The sequence below is a fragment of the Enterobacter cloacae complex sp. genome (genome assembly GCF_900322725.1).
Lineage (GTDB): Bacteria > Pseudomonadota > Gammaproteobacteria > Enterobacterales > Enterobacteriaceae > Enterobacter > Enterobacter quasihormaechei.
Window position 1 is genome coordinate 120,960 of sequence record NZ_LT991957.1, and the last position, 24,010, is coordinate 144,969.

Sequence of the window (24,010 nt, forward strand, 5' to 3'; positions counted from 1 at the left end):
CACACATTCAGGATCAACATAACAATGAAACGTTCTCATCTTTGGGTTTTAAATCCGTGCCTGCTTGCCATGCTTTCTACCTCTGCGTGGGCGGAAGAACAAAAGGAAGAAGATATTGTGGTCTCCGCCAGCCGTGCCCACCGCAGCGTGGCAGAGATGGCGCAGACCACCTGGGTTATTGAGCGGGCGGAAATTGAGCAGCAGGTCCAGGGCGGGAAAGAGATTAAAGACGTGCTGGCCCAGCTGATCCCCGGCATGGACGTCAGCAGCCAGGGGCGTACCAACTACGGCATGAACCTGCGCGGTCGCTCCATGATGGTGATGGTGGACGGCGTGCGCCTGAACTCATCCCGCAGCGACAGCCGCCAGCTCGACTCTATCGATCCGTTCAACATTGACCGCATCGAAGTGATCTCCGGCGCCACCTCGCTCTACGGCGGCGGCAGTACCGGCGGGCTGGTGAACATCGTCACCAAAAAAGGCCAGCCGGAGACCGAAGTCGAGTTCCAGACCGGAGCAAAAAGCGGATTTAACAGCCATAACGACCATGATGAGAACGTCTCCGCTGCCGTGAGCGGCGGCAACGATAACGCGTCTGGCCGTCTGTCGGTCTCGTATCAGCGCTACGGCGGCTGGTATGACGGCAACGGCGACGAAGTGATTATCGATAACACCCAGACCGGCTTGCAGTATTCCGACCGTATCGACGTGATGGGAACAGGCACCATCAACATCGACGATCATCAGCAGCTTCAGTTAACCACGCAGTATTACAAGAGCGAATCCGACGGGAAACATGGCCTGTTCCTCGGGGAGAATTTTGCTGCGGTCACGGGCGATGCCAAAGCCTATAACAAAGACAACCTGAACTCTGACCGTATCCCGGGCACAGAGCGTCACCTGATTAACCTGCAATACTCGAACACCGACTTCTGGGGCCAGGATCTGGTTGCGCAGATTTACTACCGTGATGAGAGCCTGACCTACTACCCGTTCCCGACGCTGAGCAAAGGCGCGGTAACCAGCATTGGCGCATCCCAGCAGAAAACCGATTTTTATGGCGGCAAGCTGACGCTGAACAGCAAGCCGATGGATGACCTGACGCTTACCTGGGGCGTGGATGCCGACCATGAAACGTTCGACGCCAACCAGCAGTTCTTCGACTTAAGCAAAGCGGCGGCGAGCGGCGGCATGGAGCTGGACAACGCTTACAACGTGGGGCGTTATCCGGGTTACAGCATCACTAACCTCGCGCCGTTCCTGCAAGCCAGCTATGACATTGACGCCATCACCCTGAGCGGCGGCGTGCGCTACCAGTACACCGAAAACAAGGTGGATGATTTTGTCGGTTACGCCCAGCAGCAGGCTATTGCAACAGGCAAAGCGACCTCCGCAGACGCGGTGCCGGGCGGGAAAACCGATTACAACAACTTCCTGTTTAACGCCGGGATCCTTGGACGTCTGACTGAACAGCAGCAGCTGTGGTTTAACTTCTCTCAGGGCTTCGAGATCCCGGATCTGGCGAAGTACTACGGTTCCGGCACCTATCAGCTGGTGGATGGTCACTATCGTCTGCAAAACAGCGTGAACGTGAACGACTCGACGCTGGACGGGATTAAGGTCAACGCTTACGAGCTGGGCTGGCGCTTCACCGGCGATAACCTGCGTACGCAGGTGGCGGCCTACTACTCGCTCTCGGATAAAACCATCACCATCAACAAGAGCGACATGACCATCAACCTGGAAGACGACAAACGTCGTATTTACGGGGTTGAAGGCCAGGTGGACTATTTCTTCACCGACAGCGACTGGAGCACCGGGGCGAACTTTAACGCCATCAAGTCCGAAACGCGTGAAAACGGGAAATGGGAGAAGCTGACGGTCGACAGCGCCAGCCCGTCGAAAGCCAGCGCATGGGTCAACTGGGCGCCGGGCGACTGGGCCCTGCGCGTGCAGAGCACTCAAACCTTCGACGTGTCGGATGCCGACGGTAAGAAGATCGATGGCTATAACACCATTGATTTCCTCGGCAGCTACGCCCTGCCGGTGGGGAAAGTCAGCTTCAGCGTGGAAAACCTGCTGGACAAAGACTACACCACCGCCTGGGGTCAGCGCGCACCGGGGCTGTATAGCCCAACCTACGGCGCACCGGGTTTGTATACTTACAAAGGTCGTGGACGTACGTTTGGTCTGAACTACTCCGTTCTGTTCTGATCCTTCGCGCCGCCTGCCTGCGGGCGGCGCAATTCGCTGTGCAATTTGAAAGCAAATTTGCTATTAAATCATCGGTTTGCTGAAATTGTCGGCAAACGAACAAAAACGTCGTTTTCCCCTTTGACAAGGCGCACGCAGGTCGATAATATTCGCCTCGTTCACACGATTCCTCTGTAGTTCAGTCGGTAGAACGGCGGACTGTTAATCCGTATGTCACTGGTTCGAGTCCAGTCAGAGGAGCCAAATTTGAAAAGCCTGCTTTTATAGCAGGCTTTTTGCTTTTGTGGGTTCGGTAAATTTGCCGGGTGGCGGCTGCGCCTTACCCGGCCTGCTGATTAGCGACTAAATCTGATAATCAATCGCCACTTCTTCCGGCTCCATCACCTGACGTTTGATCTCATCCACGGAGAGCCCCGCATTGCAGAGCTCGATAAATCGCCACACGTAGTTGCGCTGAAGTTGCCCGCGTTTCAGACCCAGCCAGACGGTATTCGCGTCGAACAGGTGACGCGTATCGAGACGCACCAGATTTTCGGCTTCACGCTCTGCGCCAGACTGCTCAGCCACCAGGCCAATCCCCAGCCCTAGCTCGACGTAGGTTTTGATCACGTCTGAATCCTGTGCGCTCAGTACCACGTCCGGCGTCAGCCCTTTACGCTTGAACGCTTCATCAATGCGCGAGCGTCCGGTAATGCCCTGCCGGTAGGTAATCAGCGGCCATTTGGCGATCTCTTCCAGCGTCAGTGGTGAAACCTGGTTCAGGGGGTGATCGGCGGGTAACAGCAGGCTGTGATGCCAGCGGAACCACGGGAATGCCACCAGCAGCGGGTCGTTGCTCAGCCGCTCGCTGGCGATACCGATATCTGCCCCACCGTTATGCAACAGCACTTCGATTTCCTGCGGCGTGCCCTGGATGAGCTCGAGCCGTACGTCAGGAAAGATTTCACGAAAGGCTTTGATCACCGTCGGAAGGCTGTAGCGCGCCTGCGTGTGGGTGGTGGCGATGGTCAGCACCCCCGAAGCGTCGTTGGTAAAGAGATCAGCCAGCCGGCGAACGTTGCTGGCCTCGTTGAGAATGCGCTCAGCGATGGTCAGCAATGCCTTGCCTGGTTCCGTCATGCCCAGCAGGCGCTTGCCACGACGGATAAAAATCTCAATGCCTAACTCCTCCTCCAGCTCGCGGATATGCCGGCTGACGCCCGACTGGGAGGTGTAGAGCATGTTGGCGACTTCGGTCAGGTTGTAATCCCGCCTGGCCGCCTCACGAATAATTTTAAGTTGCTGGAAATTCACGATTCACTCCGGCGCATCTGACATAAGGCTATTGTTAGAGTCAGCCGGGCTGTAGAACAAATAATAAAAACCAGCATCTTATGCTTATTTGGAATATCAGCTCACCAGTTGCAGCTCGCGGTTTTCCAGCGACGGCTTGCTGACCAGAGACATCAGGATCTCTTTCACCGCCTGCGCCTGCGGTGTCAGTGAGCCCCGCGCGGACATATTCAAAGAGAGCGGTAAGCTCATGGATGGCGTAGTGATACGGGCCATCCAGCCGTTCGCCGCGCTGCACAGTGAACGTGCGGCAGACTCGGGCAGTACCGTCACCCCCATACCGCTGGCAATGGCGGCAGTCAGCGTGGAGATGGAGTCAATCTCTCCGATAATTTTCGCCGTCAGACGGCGCAGCGAGAACGCTTCGTCGACGCGCACGCGCACGGCGCTGTAGTCGCGCGGCAGGAACAGGTTCATCTCCGCCACGGCGGTTAAATCAATGCTCTGCCCCGGGCAATCACGGGTCCCGACCAGATAAAGATCTTCCTTCAGCAGCGGCTGGCTGGTGATCCCGGCAACCGGTGAGCGGTCGTACAGCACGGCCATGTCCAGCTGACCGTTGAGCAGTTTGTCATTGAGCACGGAACCGCTGTTCTCATGCAGATAAACCAGCACTTCCGGTAGCTCAGCGCGCACCGCCTGAAGCAGCGGCATGGTGACAGACGATGCGGCCGTTCCCGGCGCCAGGCCGATGGAGACATGCCCGCTCAGGGTCTGCCCCACATTATGAACGGCCAGCTGCGCCTGTTCGCACTGACGCAGGATAGTGCGGGCATGGGTGTATAAAATTTTACCCGCTTCGGTAGGCGTTACGCCGCGCTTGGTGCGGATCAACAGTTGCTGGTCCATTTCGCCTTCCAGAGTCGCGACCTGCTGGCTCAGCGCAGGCTGCGCGATATGCAGCACTTCAGCCGCCTGGGTCAGGCTGCCGATATCGACGATTTTTACGAAGTATTTCAGTCGTCTTAAGTTCATGTTGCCCCCTGTTCGAAAATAGCGTGCCGGTAACGGCTGTGTTGTTAAACAGGTTTTGCAATATGGATGCCAGTTTTTGGCGGCGGGAAAATATCTGTGCTAAGCGGCTGAAAATAAGGAAAGCCAATCGCTAATGCCAGTTTTGAGTCCGGGACAGTGGTTTCCGATCTGCCCCATTCGGGGTATATCTGCACAAAAATGGTGCATTACGTTGGCCAAAACGTCACTTTGCTGGTTTTGTCAGCAAACAGTTAAAAGTCAGCGATCCAACCTTTGACAAGGCGTACGCAGGTCGATAATATGCGCCCCGTTCACACGATTCCTCTGTAGTTCAGTCGGTAGAACGGCGGACTGTTAATCCGTATGTCACTGGTTCGAGTCCAGTCAGAGGAGCCAAATTTGAAAAGCCTGCTTTTAAAGCAGGCTTTTTGCTTTTCTGCGTTCGGTAAGTTTGTCGGGTGGCGGCTGCGCCTTACCCGATCTACGGTCCTGTAGGCCCGGTAAGCGCAGCGCCACCGGGCATAGCAAGCTTCACCGGCATCCCCGACCGCCGTTCCAGCTCAGCGGCTGCACCCTCGCTCACAAGCTGCGACCGCAGTGCAGCCGTAATGGGTAGCGGCACCTCGTTGGTCGATTCAAATTCAGCACGATTGCGTGAAAGTGGCTCGTGGACCTCAACCCAGCGGCTGCCGTCCGGCTCGGTTGTCACTTTTACAGGCTGATCGATAAGCTGTACCCGCGTCCCCTCCGAAACGTTATCAAACAGGTATTTGATATCGTTATTACGCAGGCGAATGCAGCCCTGGCTGACGCGCAGGCCGATGCCGAAATTCGAGTTGGTACCGTGTATAGCGTACAGCCTGCCGATATAGAGAGCATACAGCCCCATCGGGTTATCCGGCCCGGCGGGAACGAACGCGGGCAACGTTTTCCCCTCTTTCGCGTAAGCGCGCCGCGTGTTGGGCGTCGGTGACCAGGTTGGGCCTTCCTGCTTGCGCTCTACGGCGGTTACCCAGTTACGCGGCGTCTCGCGCCCGGCCTGACCAATGCCAATAGGCAAGACCTCAACCGTATTGCTGCCGGGTGGATAATAGTAAAGACGCATTTCCGCGACGTTCACCACAATCCCCTCGCGCACCGTTGGCGGCAAAATTAACTGCTGCGGCACCACCAGCTGTGTACCGGCACGCGGTAAAAACGGATCTACCCCCGGGTTAGCTTCCAGCATATTGCTCAACCCCTGCCCGTGCTGCGCTGCAAACGCTTCGAGCGGCAGGGTATTGCCTTCAGGTACGGTGACGGTTATCGGCGCTCCCACCAGGCGGCTCCCCTCGGGAGGCAGCGGGTAAGTGACAGCAGATGCAGCGGGAACCAGCATACAAAGCGTAAAAACGAACGCGGCAAATCGAATCATAGTGTTCTGTACTCATCCAAAAGAGAAAGCCTGCCGGTGGGCAGGCTTATCATACTCACGCAATCACTTTTTCGTCGTGCGCCATCTCCGGGTAAGGACTTTTTCCGCTTCAACGATCATGAACATCGCAAACCCGACCAGGAAAGTAATGATCCAGTAGCGGAACGGCAGCGCCTCGGTACCGAACAGCATTTGCATGAACGGCGCATAGACGATCAGAAGCTGAAGCGCCAGCAGTACGCCGCTCACAATCCATATTCCCTTGTTAGCCAGCAAACCTTTACTCAGGGAGAAGCCGTCGGTGACGCGGCAGTTGAGCATGTAAAACCACTGGGCAGTCACCAGCATTTGCAGCAACACGGTGCGGATGAACTCCGGCGAGTAGCCGCGCGGTTGTAGCCAGGCCTCCAGCACAAAGGCGCTGATGGCGATCATCAGGCCGACAAACACCACGCGCCAGATGGCGTAACCGTCCATCACGTGAAGGTTAGACTTACGCGGCGGCCGGTTCATGATGTCCTTTTCACCCGCTTCAAACGCCAGGCCAAACGACAGCGTTGCCGAGGTTGCCATGTTCATCCACAGGATCAGTACCGGTGTTAGCGGGATCAGGTTCCCCGCCAGCAGGGCGATAATGATCAGCAGAGCCTGGGCGATGTTGCTGGGGATCACGAACAGAATGGTCTTTTTCAGGTTGTCGTAGACCCGACGCCCTTCATGGACCGCCCGGGCAATGGTGGCAAAGTTATCGTCCGTTAATACCATGTCGGCAGCTTCTTTGGTGACTTCAGTACCTTTGATCCCCATCGCGATGCCGACGTCCGCCCGCTTCAGCGCCGGCGCATCGTTCACCCCGTCCCCGGTCATCCCGACCACTTCCTGCTTACTTTGCAGCGCCTGCACCAGGCGGAATTTATCTTCCGGGCTGGTTCGGGCAAAGATATCGTATTTTTGCGCCGCGTCGCTCAGCTGATGGTCGTCCATCGCCTCCAGCTCGCGTCCGGTGATGGCGCTCGCCGCGTTGCCAATACCCAGCATCTGCCCGATGCTCATCGCCGTTTGCGGATGATCCCCGGTGATCATTTTCACGCGAATGCCCGCCTGTAGGCAGTCGGCAATGGCCGTAATGGCTTCCGGGCGCGGGGGATCCATCATGCCCGCGATGCCGAGCAGAATAACGCCCTCTTGCAGATCGGCATGGGTCAGCTCGCGCTGGCCGCTGGCGGCCGGCTTCCAGGCCGCAGCCACCATGCGCAATCCTTCGCGCGCATACTCTTCAATCTTCTCTTCCCAGTAGTGCAGGTTGAACGGCTCGAGCCCGCTGTGGGTCTGCTGGTGCTGACAAAGACGGAAAAGGACGTCCGGCGCACCGGTGATTAACATCACCTCTTCGTCGCCCAGACGATACAGGGTGGACATGTATTTGTACTGCGAATCGAATGGGATTTTACTGCGCAACTCGGCATCAACTGCTGGCAGCGGAATTTTGGCCGCCAGCACTTTCAGCGCGCCTTCGGTGGGGCCGCCGGTGATTTTCCATAACCCCTGCTCATCTTTGATCAACTGGCTGTCATTACAGAGATCGACGGTGCGCAAATAGCGCTCCAGCACAGATCCCTGGGTCACGCTGACTGGCGTTGGATCGTCAACAGGGTGAATAGTGCCCACCGGCTCGTAGCTGTCGCCCTCCACGCGGTAGGTGGTATCGGCAGTAATCACCGCTTTTACCGTCATCTCATTCATGGTCAGGGTGCCGGTTTTATCCGAGCAGATAACCGTCATCGCACCCAGGGTTTCCACGGTAGGCAGCTTGCGAATAATCGCCTTGCGGCGCGCCATCGCCTGCACGCCCAGCGAGAGGATGATCGAGATAATGGCCGGTAATCCTTCCGGCACCGCCGCCACCGCCAGGCTAATCAGCGACAGCACCAGCTCTGAAACGGGCATATCGCGGAAGATGAGGCTGAAAACAAACAGCGCCAGCATCATGACCAGAATGGTGATGAAAATGGTCTTGCCGAGCTTGTCCATTTGCACCATCAGCGGGGTACGGTGTTTTTCGATGTCCGACATCATCTGGTTGATATGGCCGAGCTCGGTCTCACCGCCGGTCGCTACCACCAGCCCTTTTCCCCCACCGGAGCTGACCGTGGTGCCGGAATACAGCAGGTTGTAACGGTCGCCTAACGGCAGTTCACCGCTGAGCGCATCGCTGCTTTTCTCCACCACGGTGGATTCGCCGGTGAGGATAGCCTCTTCCACCCGCAGGTTGTGCGCCTCTATCACGCGAAGATCGGCAGGAATGCGATCTCCGGCGCGTATAACCACGATGTCTCCCGGCACCAGCGCCGTGGTGGGGATGGTTTCATGGCTGCCCTGCCGGATGACCACCGCCTCGCTGGAGAGCATATTGCGAATACTTTGCAGCGATTTCTCCGCATTGCTCTCCTGAATATGGCCAATCAGGGCGTTAATGACTGCCACCCCGAGAATGACAAACATATCCACCCAGTGTCCCATTATCAGCTTCAGCAGCGCCGCCACCAGCAGAACGTAAATGAGAACATCGTTGAAATGGGCCAGAAAGCGCAGCCAGCCGGGTTTACCCGGTTTTTGCGGTAAGGCATTTTCACCATATTTGTCCAGCCTGACGGTGGCTTCCGCACTGCTAAGTCCGTCCAGGCTGGAGTGGATATTTGTCAGGGTTTCATCAACGGTCTGTTGATAATACGGACGGTGAGGCTTTTCTGTTATCATCGTTCCTTCCTCGGGTTCTTTTCAGAAATCACCTTGCTTTCATGCCATTAACGAATAACGAAAACAGGAACATGCGCATAACGAACGATACTCGCCGCCTCTGACCCTAATAAGTGGGTTTGAATATTTGGATTGCGCGACCCCACAATAATTGCGCCGGCGTTAAGTTCATCCGCCAGTTTGATCGCCTCATCACGTATATTCCCGCTGCGAACGTGAAGATGAACATTTTCTTCCGGCAGGTTGATTTTTTTTACCAGCGCGGCAAGTTTTTCTTTAGCATTATTAACCATATATTCATCCATCTTTCTCGCGTCTGCAATAAAACCGCGGGTCAGTTCGGCCGAGAACTTTGGCATAACGTACAGCAGATGAACGTCACCCGATGCGCTTTGCGCGAGGAACTGGGCATGCTGTAGCGCTTTATCTGACAGCGCTGTTTCGTAAACATCCACCGGCACCAGAATCGTTTTATACATATCAAGCATCCTTTTTATAACTAACACAGCTGTGAGTGAATCAGGAGAGATCGCATCAAACCAGGGGGTATATGCGCAAAGGCCTTTTCGGAAAAAAGGGATGAATGCTATTAAACGTAGCACAGGAATATCAGGTTGTTATTCAAAGCGAATACGCTATCGTCACACGTGTTCGCCTTAGCCTGCCACGCCACTAATAATGGTTATTTAACATTTATTTATTCACCGACTATGCTCATAGTCAGGCATGCAATACGTTTATTCATATTTACCCTGCGCCACCTTCTACCTCATGGAGGAATGCATGTACGGTTTAAGCCTGATTCGCCTTGGTTTGTTTATCGCGCTTGCCATTATCGCCAGCACAGCAATCGGTTTATTTACCTATGTGGTCGTCTCGGCCCTGGCAGAATAGCGCCACCCCAGCATTGATGACGAAATAAATAAAACAATTATTATCAGGGGAATACTGTGAAGCGCTACGTCTCTCTTCTGCCCGCTGTGTTATTACTGCTGACGGCGTGCGATCCTAAACCCGATCGCTCCGCGCCCCTGCCGAAAATGGTAAAAGTCGCAGAGGTGGTGAAGGCCGGCAACGCGCAGCAGCGCGTCTTTCCCGCCCGCATCGAATCCGGCGACGCTACGGATCTCGCATTCAAACGTGCAGGGCAGATTGAGACCCTGGACATTCGCCAGGGTGCCGTTGTCAAACAGGGGCAACGGCTCGCCAGTCTTAACGATCGTGAAGCCCGGCAGCGTCTGAACGACAGGCAAACGGCGGCAACCCTGGCGCAGAGGCAATTTGACCGCTTCCAGACGCTGGCGGGACGCCAGGCCGTGTCGAAGGCCGAGATGGATGTCCAGCGCGCCAGCCGCGATTCTGCAAACGCCGCGCTACAGATTGCGCGAGAAGAATTGAGCCAGATGACGCTCGTCGCCCCCTTTAGCGGGACAGCGGCCAGCGTCCATGTGCGAAATCATCAGGTCGTGTCAGCCGGCCAGCCCGTCGTCACATTGACCCGTACAGACCTGCTGGACGTAGTTTTCAGCCTTCCGGAAAATCTGTTTAAAACCTTCGATATCCGCAATGCGCAGTACAGACCGGTGGTGAGGATCAATGCCCTGCCCGGGCGCGAGTTCACCGCAGTGTACAAAGAACACTCGGGCAGTAGCGACAGCAACACCCTGACCTGGCAGGTGATTTTAACCATGCCCCGCCCGGATGATTTTCCCGTTGTGGGCGGCGTCAGCGGGACGGTCACCGTCAATTTAACCGACCTTCCGGCGGGCGTGGGCAGCGAGGCGCTGGTGGTGCCGGTTGAGGCGGTCTTTAGCCCGGATAACCGCCCGCGCAATGAGCCGCACGTCTGGGTGGTAACGGGCGAAGGCGAAACGTTGCACCTGGAAGATCGAAAGGTCAGCGTGGGGCAAGTTAGCGCTGAGGGCATCGTCGTCGTCGACGGGCTTAAGGCCGGTGAACGCGTGGTGGCCGCAGGCGTGGGCGAGCTACACGCCAACCAGCCGGTACGCATCTGGACGCGTGAACGGGGACTGTAATGGATATCTCTCGTCAGTTTATCAGTAATCCGGTTCGCGTCTGGCTGACTATTCTGCTGCTGGGCGTGGGCGGCATTATTGCCCTGCTGAACATCGGCAGGCTGGAAGATCCGGCGTTTACCATCAAAACTGCGGTGGTGATCGCCCATTATCCGGGCGCGTCGGCGCAGCAGGTTGAGGAAGAGGTCACCCTGCCGCTGGAAAACGCGCTTCAGCAGCTCCCTTACCTCGATAACGTCAGCTCCATCTCCTCCAACGGCCTGTCGCAGATCACGGTCAATATTGCCTCGCGCTACCACTCAGATGAGCTACCGCAAATCTGGGATGAGCTGCGCCGCCGGGTGGGAGATGCCGCCCGACAGTTTCCGCCGGGCGTAGTCGCCCCGTTTGTGAATGACGATTTTGGCGACGTGTTCGGCTTTTTCTTTGCCATTTCCGGCGATGAATTCAGCAATCCGGAACTGGTGCGGTATGCCGAGCAGCTGCGCCGGGAGCTGGTCCTTGTACCGGGCGTGGGCAAAGTTGCCATTGGCGGTGCCATCACCCAGCAGATTAACGTGGACATCTCTCTGACCAAAATGGCCGCCCGCGGGATAACGCTGAACCAGCTTTCTGCCCTGTTAAGCAGGCTGAACGTGGTCTCCAGCGCCGGAGACATTCCCGCCGGGACCGAGTCCATTCGCCTGCATCCTACCGGGGAATTCGAGAGTATTGACGAGCTTGCCGATCTGATCGTAACCCCGCCCGGCGCTGGGGCGGCTACCCGCTTGCGGGATATTGCCACCCTGTCGCGCGGGCTGGATGCCTCCCCCTCCAGCATCTACCATGCCAACGGCAGAAAAGCCGTCACCATGGGCGTCTCCTTTATCCCCGGCGTAAACGTGATCGACGTGGGACATGCGCTGGAGGCGAAGCTTGAGCAGATGTCAGCCGAAAAGCCGGCAGGCATCCATATTGACCTGTTTTACGATCAGGCGGCGGAGGTCGGTGATTCCGTTAACGGATTCATCATTAATTTCCTGATGGCGCTGGCGATTGTCGTCGGTGTGTTGCTGATCTTTATGGGCGTACGCAGCGGGATCATTATCGCCTTTTCCCTCGCGCTCAACGTGCTGGGCACGCTGCTGATCATGTATCTTTGTGGCATTGAACTTCAGCGCATTTCGCTGGGGGCGCTGATCATCGCCCTCAGCATGCTGGTGGACAATGCCATCGTGGTTGTCGAAGGGGTACTGATCGCCCGGCAGCAGGGCTCACCCCTGCTGAGCGCCATTAACCACATTATTCGCCGTTCTGCGCTGCCGCTGCTGGGCGCGACGGTCATCGCCATCCTGGCCTTCGCGCCCGTCGGGCTGTCGCAGGACTCTACCGGCGAATACTGTAAGTCGCTGTTTCAGGTTCTGCTGATTTCGCTCATGCTGAGCTGGTTCTCTGCCCTCACCATTACGCCAGTGCTGATCAAATGGTGGCTGTTTAAACACGACGCTGCGCCGCCAGAGAGCAACAAAACGGACCCCTACGACAAACGCATCTATCGCATTTACCAGGGTTTGCTTAAGGCGCTGTTGCGGCGTAAAGCGCCAACGCTGGTGGTGATGGCCGCGCTGCTGGCAGCCGCCATCTGGGGCTTTGGCTCGGTGCGGCAGAATTTCTTCCCCTCCTCCAGCACGCCGATTTTCTTCGTCGACCTCTGGCTCCCTTACGGTACCGACATTAAATGGACCGAGAAGATGACCGGCGATATCGAGAAAACCATCAACGGCCAGCCAGGCGTGGAAACCACGGTCTCGACGATCGGTCAGGGAAGTATGCGTTTTATTTTGACCTACAGCGGACAGCGCCAGTACAGCAACTATGCGCAAATCATGGTGCGGATGGATGACCAGCGTAACATCTCTGCCCTGACCCGCCACGTTGATGAGTACATCGCCCGGAACTATCCGCAGGTTAACGCCAGCACGAAACGGGTGATGTTTGGTCCTTCCGGCGACAGCGCTATTGAAGTGCGTATTAAAGGGCCTGACCCGGACAGGCTGCGCCTGATCGCCAGCCAGGTAGACAACATCCTCACGCGCGATCCGGCCACGGACAGCGTCAGGAACGACTGGCAAAACCGCAGCAAAGTGATCCGCCCGCAGTACGTTACCGCGCTGGGCCGCGAGCTTGGCGTGGATAAGCAGGACGTGGATAACGCACTGGAGATGAATTTCTCCGGCAGCCGGGCGGGGCTGTACCGTGAAGGCAGCGATCTGCTGCCCGTGGTGGTGCGCCCGCCGGAAAGCGAGCGGCTGGACGCCAATCACCTGAATAACGTCCTGGTCTGGAGCCAGACCCGGCAGCAGTATATCCCGCTGAGCAACGTCGTCAGCGGCTTCGCGCTGGAGTGGGAAGATCCGCTGATCCTGCGTCGCGACCGCTCCCGCGTGCTGACCGTGCAGACCGATCCCGACCCGCTAAGCCAGCAAACCTCCGGCGATATTCTCGCCCGGGTGAAGCCGCAAATTGATGCGCTCCCCCTGCCCCACGGCTACAGCATCGAGTGGGGCGGGGACGCGGAGAACGCCAGCGAAGCGCAGCAGGGGTTGTTCACCACGCTGCCGCTCGGTTATCTGGTGATGTTTGTGATCACGGTGCTGATGTTCAGCTCGGTGAAAAACGCCGTCGCTATATGGCTGACCGTGCCGCTGGCGCTGATCGGCGTGACGCCGGGTTTTTTACTGACCGGGATCCCCTTTGGCTTTATGGCGCTGATTGGCCTGCTGAGCCTGAGCGGGATGCTGATCCGCAACGGCATTGTGCTGGTAGAGGAGATAGAACAGCAGAAAGCGCAGCAGGATCAGCACAGCGCGATCGTTTACGCCGCCACCTCGCGCCTGCGCCCCATCCTGCTCACCGCCTTTACCACCGTGCTCGGGCTCGCTCCTCTGCTGCTGGATGTGTTCTTCCAGAGCATGGCCGTTGTGATTATGTTTGGACTTGGGTTTGCTACAATCCTGACGCTGCTGGTACTCCCGGTAATTTACGCGTGTTTCCATCGTAAGGACGAAGCTGAACAACAATGAATGCGACAGGGCTGAACATCATCAAGACGCTGGGCTGTATGACGGCGGTGACTTTCTTCACCATCTACAATACCTGGGATCGGTACGATTATGACTATCACTGGATCCTCGGCTTTTTAACGTTTATCTCGACCATCGCCACGCCGCTGTTTTTTGTGGTGGCGGGCTATCTGGATGGGCAATCCCGCCACGGCACCCGCTGGCAGCTTGATAAGATCAAAAGCCTGGTGATCGTCTTTCTGTTCTGGGTGACCATTTATTACCTGTGGGAGCCCTATCAGCGCGGGTATCTGATCCAACCCTGGTTCGTGTTCGCGTTTATCGTGATTTACACATTTCATCCGGTGGTGGAGTGGCTCAGCCAGCGGCGAACGCTTTTCGTTGGGGTAATTGCCGCCCTGCTGCTTTTCTCCTACGGGTACGATTTGCTGTCAGTACTCTATCCTGACGTACATGTCCTTTCGCTGTCGCCGCAGTATCGCCTGTGGACGTGGCTGCTGTTTTATCTGACGGGACAACTCTTTTGCGATCCGCACATCGCGGCGTGGATCGGCCGCAAAAACGTGGTCAGGGCAGCGGTGATTGCCATCCCGTTTATCTATCTGTTCACGTGGTTTTACGAGCGGCACTTCTTTTTTGCCCTGTTTAAAGCGGACAGAAACGCCTTTATCCTCACCGGATCGCAAATCTACATTCTGATTATCGCCCTGGTGATCGGGGCCAACGGCGTGCGCTTTCGCCGCAATGCGGAGTTTAAGGAGTCCGTGCTGGCCGCCATTAGCAAAACGATGACCGGGGTCTATATTATGCACTACTCGGTGTTTCACCTGCTGACGGCGCTCATTCCGGTGACCTCTCTGAGCATCAAGCTGGCCCTGATTGTGCTCACCTTTATTACGTCGGTCCTGTTTTCACTGCTCATCCTCTCCAACGCGGTGGCCAAAAAGGTCATTACCCTTTAAAAGCCCAGGCGCAGCCAGGCAAACAGCACGTTGCCGTTGTTGTAGGTGCCGGGAATATAGGTGAACTGGACGGTAACGCGCTTGTATCCGGCTGAGAACAGGGGAAAGATAAACGGCAGCGGTACGTAGTTAGCAAAGTCGTCGCGCGCGGTGATCCCCGCCGCGGCGCCCAGCCCCAGACGGAAATCTTTCGCGTTATCCAGATACCAGCCCTTCTCCCAGCCGTAGCCCATCGCGGGCTGCCACTCGTTGTGGGAATCTTTAAACATCATGGCGAAGAGCGCGCTCCAGTTGCCCTCGTCGTTGTAACGAGACACGCCCAGCCCACCGCCCCACGGCATTTCGTTGTAGTTGTCCGTTTTCTCTTTGTCATACATGAAGCGGGCGTGCCAGCTCAGAAACGGCAGGTAGAGATCGTAACGCTCCGGCTGCTCCCAAGTCTGGGAAATATCGTCCGTTACCGCATCCCACCAGCGGTGAATGCGCTGTTCGCCATAAACTTTCGGCTCCGCATGCAGCGGCGAAGCCACCAAAAACAGGACTACCCAGAGTGCAGGAAAGAAGCGTTGCATCGTTATTCCCTCAGCTTACGTCACGCAGCGATCACTATTACTGTAAACCATTCAGCCCTAACCGGAGCCAAACAGGCTGATTTATATTGGGCCCGGGTAAGATGAAATTTATTTATTCAGCGCTTTCAGGAAAGATAAAAACGTTTTCTCTGGCCGCCCGTCGCGGTAGTCTCATACCTTCCGTCACGATGACGGCCACAATGTGAGTGACCTTTTCTTATACCAATAATTAAAAATCAGTACAGACAGGACAACTATGGACTCCACCCTCATCTCCGCTCGCCGCAGCGAGGAGACGCCTTCGCTGAACCGCGCCCGCCGCGCCGCTTTAGGTAGCTTCGCAGGCGCCGTCGTCGACTGGTATGACTTTCTGCTCTACGGTATTACCGCTGCGCTGGTATTTAACCGCGAATTTTTCCCCCAGATTAGCCCCGCCATGGGCACGCTCGCCGCATTTGCCACCTTTGGCGTCGGTTTTCTGTTTCGTCCGCTGGGCGGCATCATTTTCGGCCACTTCGGTGACCGCCTTGGCCGGAAACGGATGCTGATGCTCACCGTCTGGATGATGGGCATTGCCACAGCGCTTATCGGTATTTTGCCTTCCTTTGCGTCGATTGGCTGGTGGGCCCCGGTGTTGCTGGTGACATTGCGCGCCATTCAGGGCTTTGCCGTCGGCGGTGAATGGGGCGGCGCGGCATTGCTGTCCGTAGAAAGCGCGCCGAAGCACAGGAAGGCGTTTTACAGCAGCGGCGTGCAGGTGGGTTATGGCGTGGGACTACTGCTTTCCACCGGGCTGGTGTCGCTCATTAGCCAGCTCACGACAGACGAGCAGTTCCTGAGCTGGGGCTGGCGCATTCCGTTTATCTTCAGCATTGTGCTGGTCATCGTGGCCCTGTGGATCCGCAACGGCATGGAAGAGTCGGCTGAGTTTGAGCAGCAGCAGCGCGAAAAACCGGTCGCGAAAAAAAGGCTGCCGGTGATGGAAGCGCTGGTGCAGCACCCTGGCGCTTTTCTGAAAATCATCGCCCTGCGCCTGTGCGAACTGCTGACCATGTATATCGTCACCGCCTTCGCTCTGAACTACTCCACCCAGAACCTCGGCCTGCCGCGTGAGCTGTTTCTGAACATTGGCCTGGTGGTGGGCGGGATCAGCTGCCTGACCATCCCCTGCTTCGCCTGGCTCGCAGACCGGTTTGGCCGCCGCCGGGTTTACATCACGGGCGCGCTTATCGGCACGCTCAGCGCCTGGCCGTTCTTTATGGCACTGGAGGCGCAGTCGGTGTTCTGGATCGTCTTCTTCGCCATCATGCTCGCCAACATCGCCCACGATATGGTGGTGTGCGTGCAGCAGCCGATGTTTACCGAGCTGTTCGGCGCCAGCTACCGTTATAGCGGCGCGGGCGTGGGATATCAGGTGGCGAGCGTGGTCGGCGGCGGGTTTACGCCGTTTATCGCCGCCGCGCTGGTGACCTTCTCCGGCGGGAACTGGCACAGCGTGGCGATTTATCTGCTGGCAGGCTGCCTGCTCTCCGCCGCGACCGCCCTGTTCATGAAGGAAACGCGCTAGGCCGATCTCCTCACTTTAGTTTCACGGGCGTGTGACATACTATCGGGTATTGCCGCACACCTGTGGAACAAGGAGACAGACATGAATAATAAGGGCTCCAGCCTGACCCCGGCTCAGGCGCTGGAAAAACTCGACGCGTTGTATGAGCAATCCGTCAACGCACTGCGCAGCGCCATCAGTGAATATATCGAAACAGGGAAACTTCCCGATGAAAAGGCCAGAACTCAGGGCCTTTTTGTTTATCCATCGCTCTCTGTCACCTGGGACGGCAGCGCCAGCAGCAATCCGAAAACCCGCGCCTATGCACGTTTTACCCACTCCGGCTGTTACAGCACGACCATCACCCGCCCTGCGCTGTTCCGCCCCTACCTGGAAGAACAGCTCACGTTGCTGTATCAGGATTACGGCGCGCATATATCCGTGGAACCGTCGCTACACGAGATCCCTTACCCGTACGTGATTGACGGCTCGGCGCTGACGCTGGACCGCTCCATGAGCGCGGGGCTGACGCGCCACTTCCCGACCACCGAGCTTTCGCAGATTGGCGATGAGACGGCGGACGGAATTTATCACCCGGCAGAATTTTCACCGCTCTCGCACTTTGACGCCCGTCGCGTGGATTTTTCGCTGGCGCGCCTGCGCCACTACACCGGCACCCCAGCCGAGCATTTCCAGCCGTTCGTGCTGTTTACCAACTACACCCGCTACGTGGACGAGTTTGTTCGCTGGGGCTGTAGCCAGATCCTCGATCCGGACAGCCCTTACGTCGCCCTCTCCTGCGCGGGCGGGATCTGGATCACCGCTGAAACCGAAGCGCCGGAGCAGGCCATTTCCGACCTGGCGTGGAAAAAGCACCAGATGCCGGCCTGGCACCTGATCACCGCCGACGGCCAGGGCATTACGCTAATTAATATTGGCGTTGGGCCGTCGAACGCGAAAACCATCTGCGACCACCTGGCGGTTCTGCGCCCGGACGTCTGGCTGATGATTGGCCACTGCGGCGGCCTGCGCGAAAGCCAGCTGATTGGGGATTACGTTCTCGCCCACGCGTACCTGCGCGACGACCACGTCCTTGACGCGGTTCTGCCTCCGGACATTCCTATCCCGAGCATCGCGGAAGTCCAGCGCGCCCTGTATGACGCCACTAAAGAGGTGAGCGGTATGCCGGGTGAAGAGGTGAAGCAGCGCCTGCGCACCGGCACGGTGGTCACTACCGACGATCGTAACTGGGAGCTGCGTTATTCTGCCTCCGCCCTGCGCTTTAACCTCAGCCGCGCGGTGGCGATCGATATGGAAAGCGCCACCATTGCGGCACAGGGCTACCGCTTCCGCGTTCCTTACGGCACGCTGCTGTGCGTGTCCGATAAACCGCTGCACGGCGAGATCAAGCTGCCGGGCCAGGCGAACCGTTTTTACGAAGGGGCGATCTCAGAGCATCTTCAGATTGGTATTCGCGCTATAGATTTACTGCGTGCCGAGGGCGATAAACTGCACTCCCGCAAGCTGCGCACCTTTAATGAGCCACCGTTCCGCTGATAACAAGGACACATCACGCACACCTCTCACCCGGCCTGGGATTCGTAGGTCGGGTAAGCGGAGCGCCACCCGACAAGTTTACCGAACGCAGAAAAGCAAAAAGCCTGCTATAAAAGCAGGCTTTTCAAATTTGGCTCCTCTGACTGGACTCGAACCAGTGACATACGGATTAACAGTCCGCCGTTCTACCGACTGAACTACAGAGGAATCGTGTGAACGGGGCGCATATTATCGATGCGCCCTGAGGATGTCAAAGGGTGAATGCAGATTTTCAATCGTTTGCCGATTTATTCTCCACTTCGCGCATTTGTCAGGCGTTTGCGGTTTCCGAAACCGCCTGTTCCGCTTTTTTTTCGCGGATATTTCCACAGCCAGCGTCCGCTCACCATACGCCAGTAGAACAGCGCGCCGCGCACGGCCCAGTCAAGGAACATCCCCAGCCAGACGCCGACCACGCCCATACCTAGCATCACCCCCAGCGTATAGCCCGCCACGACGCGGCAGCCCCACATGCCGAGCATAGAGACCCACATGGCAAAGCGGGCGTCGCGCGCCCCTTTCAGCCCGGCAGGAAGTACCCAGGACGCGGCCCAGATCGGCATAAACGCCGCGTTGAGCCAAATCAGCACCTTCACCACCTCTTTTACGTCGTTTTCGTGGGTATAAAACGAGGCCATCAGTCCGGCAAACGGCGCGGTGCCCCACGCAATCGCGGTCAGCCCGATGGTTGAAAGCCAGAAGACGTGGCGTAGCTGCCGTTCCGCCTGCCCTATCTGCCCCTTGCCGAGGCGTTTACCGGTAATGATGGTCGACGCCGAGCCCAGCGCGTTACCCGGCAGGTTAATCAGCGAGGCGATGGAGAAGGCAATAAAGTTGCCGGCGATGACGTCGGTGCCCATCCCGGCAACAAACATCTGCGTCAGCAGTTTCCCGCCGTTAAACAGCACGGATTCGATGCTGGCCGGGATCCCGATGCCCATCACTTCCCAGATAATGGCGAAGTTAAGCGGACGGAAATAGCTTTTCAGCGTCAGGCGCAGCGACGGCGTGATGCCCGCCATGAGGACGCCAATGATCGCCGCCGCACCAATATAGCGGGAAATCGTCAGCCCTAAACCGGCACCGACAAAGCCCAGGCCATCCCAGGAGAAGACGCCGTAAATCAAAACGCTGCTGATGATAATGTTCAGGATGTTCATCCCACCGTTTATCAGCAGCGGAATTTTGGTATTGCCTGCGCCACGAAGCGCGCCGCTGCCAATCAGCGCGATGGCTGCCGCCGGATAGCTCAGCACCGTCATTTCAAGGTAGGTGAGCGCCAGCGCCTTCACCTCACCGGTCGCTTCGCCGGCGACGATATCGATGATCTCTTTCCCGTAGTAATGAATGACCGCCGCGAGAACGATCGAGAAAATCGTCATGATCATCAGCGACTGTCTGGCCGCTTCCCGGGCGCGTTTCGGATCGAGTTTGCCGAGGCTAAACGCTACCACCACCGTCGTCCCAAGATCGATGGCGGCAAAGAAGGACATCACCACCATGTTGAAACTGTCCGCCAGCCCTACCCCGGCCATCGCTTCTTTGCCGAGCCAGCTCACCAGGAAGGTGCTGAGAACGCCCATCAGCAGGACGCAGGTATTCTCCAGGAAAATAGGCACGGCAAGGGGGGTGATTTCACGCCAGAACAGAACTCGATAACTTTTACGTTTGGCATACCAGGGCGTGCGCATAATCGCCTGGCGTATGGGTGCGGTGACGTTCAAAATGGACCTTAGCGAGAAAGTTGAAACTCCATTTCAAATGATGGGGCAGAAATGCATATCCTGCAAAGTATTTTCCTTTAAATTATGTCTGAAATGGCAACAAAATGACGACAGAATCATCAATCAGTCACTTTTGCCTAAGATGAGGTTTGACAAAAGTTTTTTCGCCGCTAAGATAAGCCTCCACAACGATTCCTCTGTAGTTCAGTCGGTAGAACGGCGGACTGTTAATCCGTATGTCACTGGTTCGAGTCCAGTCAGAGGAGCCAAATTTGAATAGCCTGCTTTCAAAGCAGGCTTTTTGCTTTTCTGCGTTCGGTAAAATTGTCGGGTGGCGGCTAAGCCTTACCCGACCTACGGAATCGCAGACCCGGTAAGCGCAACGCCACCGGGCAACAGATTGCGCGATTACTCGCCTTTAGCGTCGACGTTTTTGATTTCGCCCATCACCTTCAGCTTTTTGGAGATATCGCGACGCTCTTTGGACAGCTCAGCATTTTTGATGATGTAGTCATCAACGCGATCTTCGTAATCGCTCTTCATGCTGGCGATGATGCCCTGAATAGCTTCAACGCTCATCCCCGGCTTGATGTAGTCGCTCAGGTTGTCCAGCAGCAGGACACGTTTCTGGTTGTCACGGATCTTCTTCTCTACGTCCTGGATTTCACGCTGTAGCTTGTTTTTACGGCGGAACAGGCGGACGAACTCCAGAACATCCTGGAACGAAGGCTTAATAGTTTCCATTTTTACACCCCTGATAATGTGAGATTCGGATTCGTTAAGGCAACCGTTTTAACAGACAGCGGCTGCGAATGACAATGAGTATATCGTTTAAAACCATCATAACCCTAATTGCTGCTGAATCGAAGCAGCAGGCATCACGTACGCTTTTTATTTGCGCAGTGCCCGGCAAATCAGTTGCGATAATAATTCCAGCTGTCGTGCCAGCTCCATACTCAGCCAGACATAGCCGTGGATGGGTGTTTCCGCCACATTGTCGGCCTGACGCTCATTCATCAGCTGTTTCAGCTCGGCGACGATTTCGTTCAGCCGCTCGCTGTTTGCCCGTATGGGCTGTGGATTCCCTTCGTAGAGCGCATGGGCGATGGTCAACAGGGTTTGCTGCGTCATCTGCTGCGTCTCTTTCAGCGTATGCGCGTTGAGCATCAGAAAGTGACTGGGGCGTGAAGCCCAGTGGGCATTGATTTGCAGTTCAAGCATACAGACCAGATTACGGCTGACCGTCTGAATGGCTTCAAAAATGGCTTTCTGGATATGCGTTTCTTTGCTTGCCGGGGTAATCAACCCGCGCATTTTGACCACGTCATTGAGGATTTTTTGCAGGTGCTTTTCCAGCCGTGGGCGTTCGATCAGATTCGGCGAAAACCCGGCCTGGTAGACGCGGTTAAATGCCGTGACGTAGTTTGCCATCTGAATGCGCCAGTGCAGGAAGGCGCGCTGCGGCCAGATGCCGGTAAACAGCATGGCGAGCAACGAGCCGAGGATTACGTCCCCGCTTCGCCACAGTGCGGTGGTCATATCGCCCGCCGGCGCGCCGACCACAACCGCAAGCGTAATGCCAATCAGCAGCGCCTGATACGGCCTCTTGCCCAGCGCCAGCCACCCACAAAGAAACATCGCCCCCGCGCACCACAGCAACATGATCGGGAATGAAATCAGCTCCAGCTTCAGGGCGATAAGCCCAAGCGCCGAGCCTAAAACGGTGCCGCCTATGCGTTCGAGGGCACGAGGAACCACGTTCCCCCAGAATGAGATCGGCCCCATCACCACCACCAGCGTGATCAGCGGCCACGTTCCTTCCGGGATATCCAGCAAACGAACCAGTACGAAGGTCAACACAAACGCCAGCGCAATGCGGCAACCGTGCACCACGCGATAATGTTTGTATAACCGAATTTCAAATGGGGTTAATGACTTGTCGGGGCGCACACCCGTCTCCAGCTTTACGGCAAACCACAATTGTACTGTGTTTTGAGGCGGGTGGATCGCATCCGCCTCAAAAACCCTGCTTTTCGCAGGTTTATCCCACCTTGTGTTCTACCGGTACAAACATCTCAATGTCCCAGTAGCCGTCTGCATTGCCATCATTCAGATAACGTTCGAAGCACGGTTTTGGCGCAATCTGGTAGGTGTTGTCCTGGAGAAGGGAGTTGAAGAACTGGTTCCGGGGGTTGGCAAAATCATGATTTTCCACACGGGCAGCGGCGATAGCATAGTCCCCGGCAGCGATTTCGGTCATCATCACCCCTTCGCTGTTCTCAGGTACAGTGAAATCATCAGGGACCGTGACGGCGGTATCGCAGCGGAGCTTTTCCGCCGGCACGTCATCCGGGTTGTCGTAATAAACGGCTACCCATTCCTGCGGCTGAATATGACGCCCGTCTACCCACATCACGAGCTGTTCGAACCCCTGCTTGACCGTTTTTTCCCACGGCCCCACGAGATGAAAGCCTGCGATTTTACGTTTCTGTTGCTGCCTGACGCTGTAGTCCATGCTGCCTCCGTTTATCACTGTATATACATACACTATAAAGCAGAATCGCGATTATCGGCAAACCGGGAGTGTTTATTATGCGAGCAGACTCGCAACACTGCCAGTCTGCCCGAAAGGTTAAAGCTTATGATGCAGATAATCACCGAGACGGGAGAAAAGGCCGCCCTTTTCAACGCTTTCCAGCGTAACCAGAGGCCAGTGCGCAACCACCTTGTCGCGATCGTACAGTTGGATCTCCCCTACCCGCTGGTGCGCGGCAATCGGCGCTTCCAGCTCTTTTTTGTCCATCACGTATTTTGCCTTGATATTCGGCACTTCCGTTTTGGGCAAGGCCAGCCAGAAGTCCTGATCCGTGCCCAGCGCGATCTGCTCTTTATCGCCGTACCAGATACGTTCGGTACCCACTTTTTTGCCGTTATGCAGGATCTGCACCGTATCGAAATTTTGCTGTCCCCAGTGCAGCAGCTTGCGCGCCTGATCTTCACGCCCCTTCGGGCTGTCTGCGCCCATCACCACCGCAATCAGCCGACGCTGACCGTCGACCGCGGAGGCAATCAGGTTGAAGCCCGCGCCCGACGTGTGCCCCGTTTTCAGGCCATCCACGTTCATGGTCTTATCCCACAGCAGCCCGTTACGGTTCTGCTGGGTAATGCCGTTCCAGGTCAGGCTTTTCTCGCTGTACATGTGGTAGAACTCAGGTTCGCCGTGAATGATGGCACGGGAAAGCACGGCGAGATCGTAAGCGGAGCTGTGCTGACCCGGTGCATCCAGCCCGTGTACGGTTTCGAAGTGGGTATCGCGCAGGTTCAGCTTTTCGACGTAGTCATTCATCATCCTGACGAACTGCGGCTGACCGCCCGCCACGTGATCCGCCAGCGCTACGCAGGCGTCATTGCCGGAATCAACAATCAGGCCGCGGCTGAGATCGCGCACGGAAACCCTGTCGCCCTCCTTCAGAAACATCAACGATGAACCGTCAAAGACCGGATTGCCCTTTGCCCAGGCGTCACGCCCGACCGTCACAATGTCATCGGGGCTGATACGGTGGCTATCAATGGCGCGATCGACAACGTACCCCGTCATCAGTTTGGTCAGGCTCGCCGGATTGCGCTGCTGATGTTCGTTGCCCGCCGTTAAGATTTGACCCGTGGTGTAATCCATCAATACCCAGGATCCTGCCTGAAGGGCAGGCGGCTGAGGTGAAAAATCCAGCGGCTCGGCGGCCAGCGCGGATGAAATACTCGAAGCGAGTAAAGAAACAGCAATAAACAGACGGCGTTTCAACGGTATATCCTCAGGTCAGTA

General features: G+C 56.7%; 16 protein-coding genes, 4 tRNA genes and 1 pseudogene. 9 read left to right on the top strand and 12 right to left on the bottom strand.

Annotation, left to right across the window (positions count from 1 at the left end):
• The first annotated feature begins 24 nt into the window (after positions 1-24).
• Both DBR02_RS00620 and DBR02_RS00625 read left to right on the top strand, forming a co-directional pair.
• Complete coding sequence (locus tag DBR02_RS00620; protein WP_063868385.1) at positions 25-2,214, top strand: TonB-dependent siderophore receptor; 2,190 nt, start codon at positions 25-27, stop codon at positions 2,212-2,214.
• A 167-nt stretch (positions 2,215-2,381) separates the two neighbouring features.
• Positions 2,382-2,457: transfer RNA gene (locus DBR02_RS00625), tRNA-Asn, on the top strand.
• Positions 2,458-2,556: 99 nt separating this feature from the next.
• Here the strand turns inward: DBR02_RS00625 and cbl are convergent.
• Entirely contained in the window at positions 2,557-3,507 is a 951-nt protein-coding gene (gene cbl, locus DBR02_RS00630) for an HTH-type transcriptional regulator Cbl (protein ID WP_107533325.1), read from the bottom strand.
• Between the two features lie 96 nt (positions 3,508-3,603).
• Positions 3,604-4,521 carry a nitrogen assimilation transcriptional regulator NAC gene (gene nac, locus DBR02_RS00635; RefSeq protein WP_063450207.1) on the bottom strand — a complete coding sequence of 306 codons (918 nt, stop codon included), beginning with the start codon at positions 4,519-4,521 and terminating at the stop codon, positions 3,604-3,606.
• 320 nt (positions 4,522-4,841) lie between these two features.
• Between nac and DBR02_RS00640 the strand changes: the two genes are divergently transcribed.
• A tRNA-Asn gene (locus DBR02_RS00640) sits at positions 4,842-4,917 on the top strand.
• An 85-nt stretch (positions 4,918-5,002) separates the two neighbouring features.
• Here DBR02_RS00640 and ldtA read toward each other — a convergent pair.
• From ldtA to DBR02_RS00655, 3 genes are all read right to left on the bottom strand, one after another.
• Positions 5,003-5,935 carry a L,D-transpeptidase gene (gene ldtA / locus DBR02_RS00645; protein ID WP_107533326.1) on the bottom strand — a complete coding sequence of 311 codons (933 nt, stop codon included), beginning with the start codon at positions 5,933-5,935 and terminating at the stop codon, positions 5,003-5,005.
• A gap of 63 nt (positions 5,936-5,998) precedes the next feature.
• The gene (locus DBR02_RS00650; RefSeq protein WP_107533327.1) at positions 5,999-8,692 is read right to left on the bottom strand and encodes a cation-transporting P-type ATPase; all 2,694 of its coding nucleotides are present in this window, start codon (positions 8,690-8,692) and stop codon (positions 5,999-6,001) included.
• 47 nt (positions 8,693-8,739) lie between these two features.
• The gene (locus DBR02_RS00655) at positions 8,740-9,171 is read right to left on the bottom strand and encodes a universal stress protein (protein WP_063868381.1); all 432 of its coding nucleotides are present in this window, start codon (positions 9,169-9,171) and stop codon (positions 8,740-8,742) included.
• 471 nt (positions 9,172-9,642) lie between these two features.
• On the opposite strand from DBR02_RS00655, the gene DBR02_RS00660 reads away from it, so the two are divergent.
• Genes DBR02_RS00660 through DBR02_RS00670 form a run of 3 tightly spaced genes read left to right on the top strand, consistent with a single transcriptional unit; the run spans position 9,643 to position 14,752 of the window.
• Positions 9,643-10,728 (top strand): efflux RND transporter periplasmic adaptor subunit, encoded by a 1,086-nt coding sequence (locus DBR02_RS00660; protein ID WP_173937184.1) that lies wholly within the window; start codon positions 9,643-9,645, stop codon positions 10,726-10,728.
• Positions 10,728-13,790, top strand: coding sequence for an efflux RND transporter permease subunit (locus tag DBR02_RS00665; protein WP_107533328.1), 3,063 nt, complete (start codon positions 10,728-10,730; stop codon positions 13,788-13,790). The genes DBR02_RS00660 and DBR02_RS00665 overlap by 1 nt, the downstream gene beginning before the upstream one ends.
• A complete protein-coding gene (locus DBR02_RS00670) occupies positions 13,787-14,752 on the top strand; it encodes an acyltransferase (protein ID WP_107533329.1) in 966 nt (321 codons plus the stop codon). The genes DBR02_RS00665 and DBR02_RS00670 overlap by 4 nt, the downstream gene beginning before the upstream one ends.
• Here the strand turns inward: DBR02_RS00670 and pagP are convergent.
• Positions 14,749-15,324, bottom strand: coding sequence for a lipid IV(A) palmitoyltransferase PagP (pagP, locus tag DBR02_RS00675; protein WP_107533330.1), 576 nt, complete (start codon positions 15,322-15,324; stop codon positions 14,749-14,751). The genes DBR02_RS00670 and pagP overlap by 4 nt on opposite strands.
• Before the next feature lie 256 nt (positions 15,325-15,580).
• On the opposite strand from pagP, the gene shiA reads away from it, so the two are divergent.
• Both shiA and DBR02_RS00685 read left to right on the top strand, forming a co-directional pair.
• Positions 15,581-16,891 carry a shikimate transporter gene (shiA, locus tag DBR02_RS00680; RefSeq protein WP_107533331.1) on the top strand — a complete coding sequence of 437 codons (1,311 nt, stop codon included), beginning with the start codon at positions 15,581-15,583 and terminating at the stop codon, positions 16,889-16,891.
• A gap of 81 nt (positions 16,892-16,972) precedes the next feature.
• A complete protein-coding gene (locus DBR02_RS00685) occupies positions 16,973-18,427 on the top strand; it encodes an AMP nucleosidase (RefSeq protein WP_063450216.1) in 1,455 nt (484 codons plus the stop codon).
• Positions 18,428-18,558: 131 nt separating this feature from the next.
• On the opposite strand, the gene DBR02_RS00690 is transcribed toward DBR02_RS00685, so the two are convergent.
• A tRNA-Asn gene (locus DBR02_RS00690) sits at positions 18,559-18,634 on the bottom strand.
• An 80-nt stretch (positions 18,635-18,714) separates the two neighbouring features.
• A pseudogene (emmdR, locus tag DBR02_RS00695) lies at positions 18,715-20,222 on the bottom strand (multidrug efflux MATE transporter EmmdR).
• A gap of 161 nt (positions 20,223-20,383) precedes the next feature.
• Here emmdR and DBR02_RS00700 point away from each other — a divergent pair.
• Positions 20,384-20,459: transfer RNA gene (locus DBR02_RS00700), tRNA-Asn, on the top strand.
• Between the two features lie 139 nt (positions 20,460-20,598).
• On the opposite strand, the gene DBR02_RS00705 is transcribed toward DBR02_RS00700, so the two are convergent.
• The 4 genes from DBR02_RS00705 to dacD all read right to left on the bottom strand — a co-directional run bounded on the left by DBR02_RS00705 (position 20,599) and on the right by dacD (position 23,995).
• Complete coding sequence (locus DBR02_RS00705; RefSeq protein WP_063450218.1) at positions 20,599-20,934, bottom strand: DUF496 family protein; 336 nt, start codon at positions 20,932-20,934, stop codon at positions 20,599-20,601.
• Between the two features lie 147 nt (positions 20,935-21,081).
• Positions 21,082-22,140 (bottom strand): FUSC family protein, encoded by a 1,059-nt coding sequence (locus DBR02_RS00710; RefSeq protein WP_063450219.1) that lies wholly within the window; start codon positions 22,138-22,140, stop codon positions 21,082-21,084.
• 91 nt (positions 22,141-22,231) lie between these two features.
• The gene (sbmC, locus tag DBR02_RS00715; RefSeq protein WP_107533333.1) at positions 22,232-22,705 is read right to left on the bottom strand and encodes a DNA gyrase inhibitor SbmC; all 474 of its coding nucleotides are present in this window, start codon (positions 22,703-22,705) and stop codon (positions 22,232-22,234) included.
• Positions 22,706-22,822: 117 nt separating this feature from the next.
• On the bottom strand, positions 22,823-23,995 hold the full coding sequence (dacD, locus tag DBR02_RS00720; protein WP_139158021.1) for a serine-type D-Ala-D-Ala carboxypeptidase DacD: 1,173 nt from the start codon (positions 23,993-23,995) through the stop codon (positions 22,823-22,825).
• Positions 23,996-24,010: the final 15 nt, after the last annotated feature.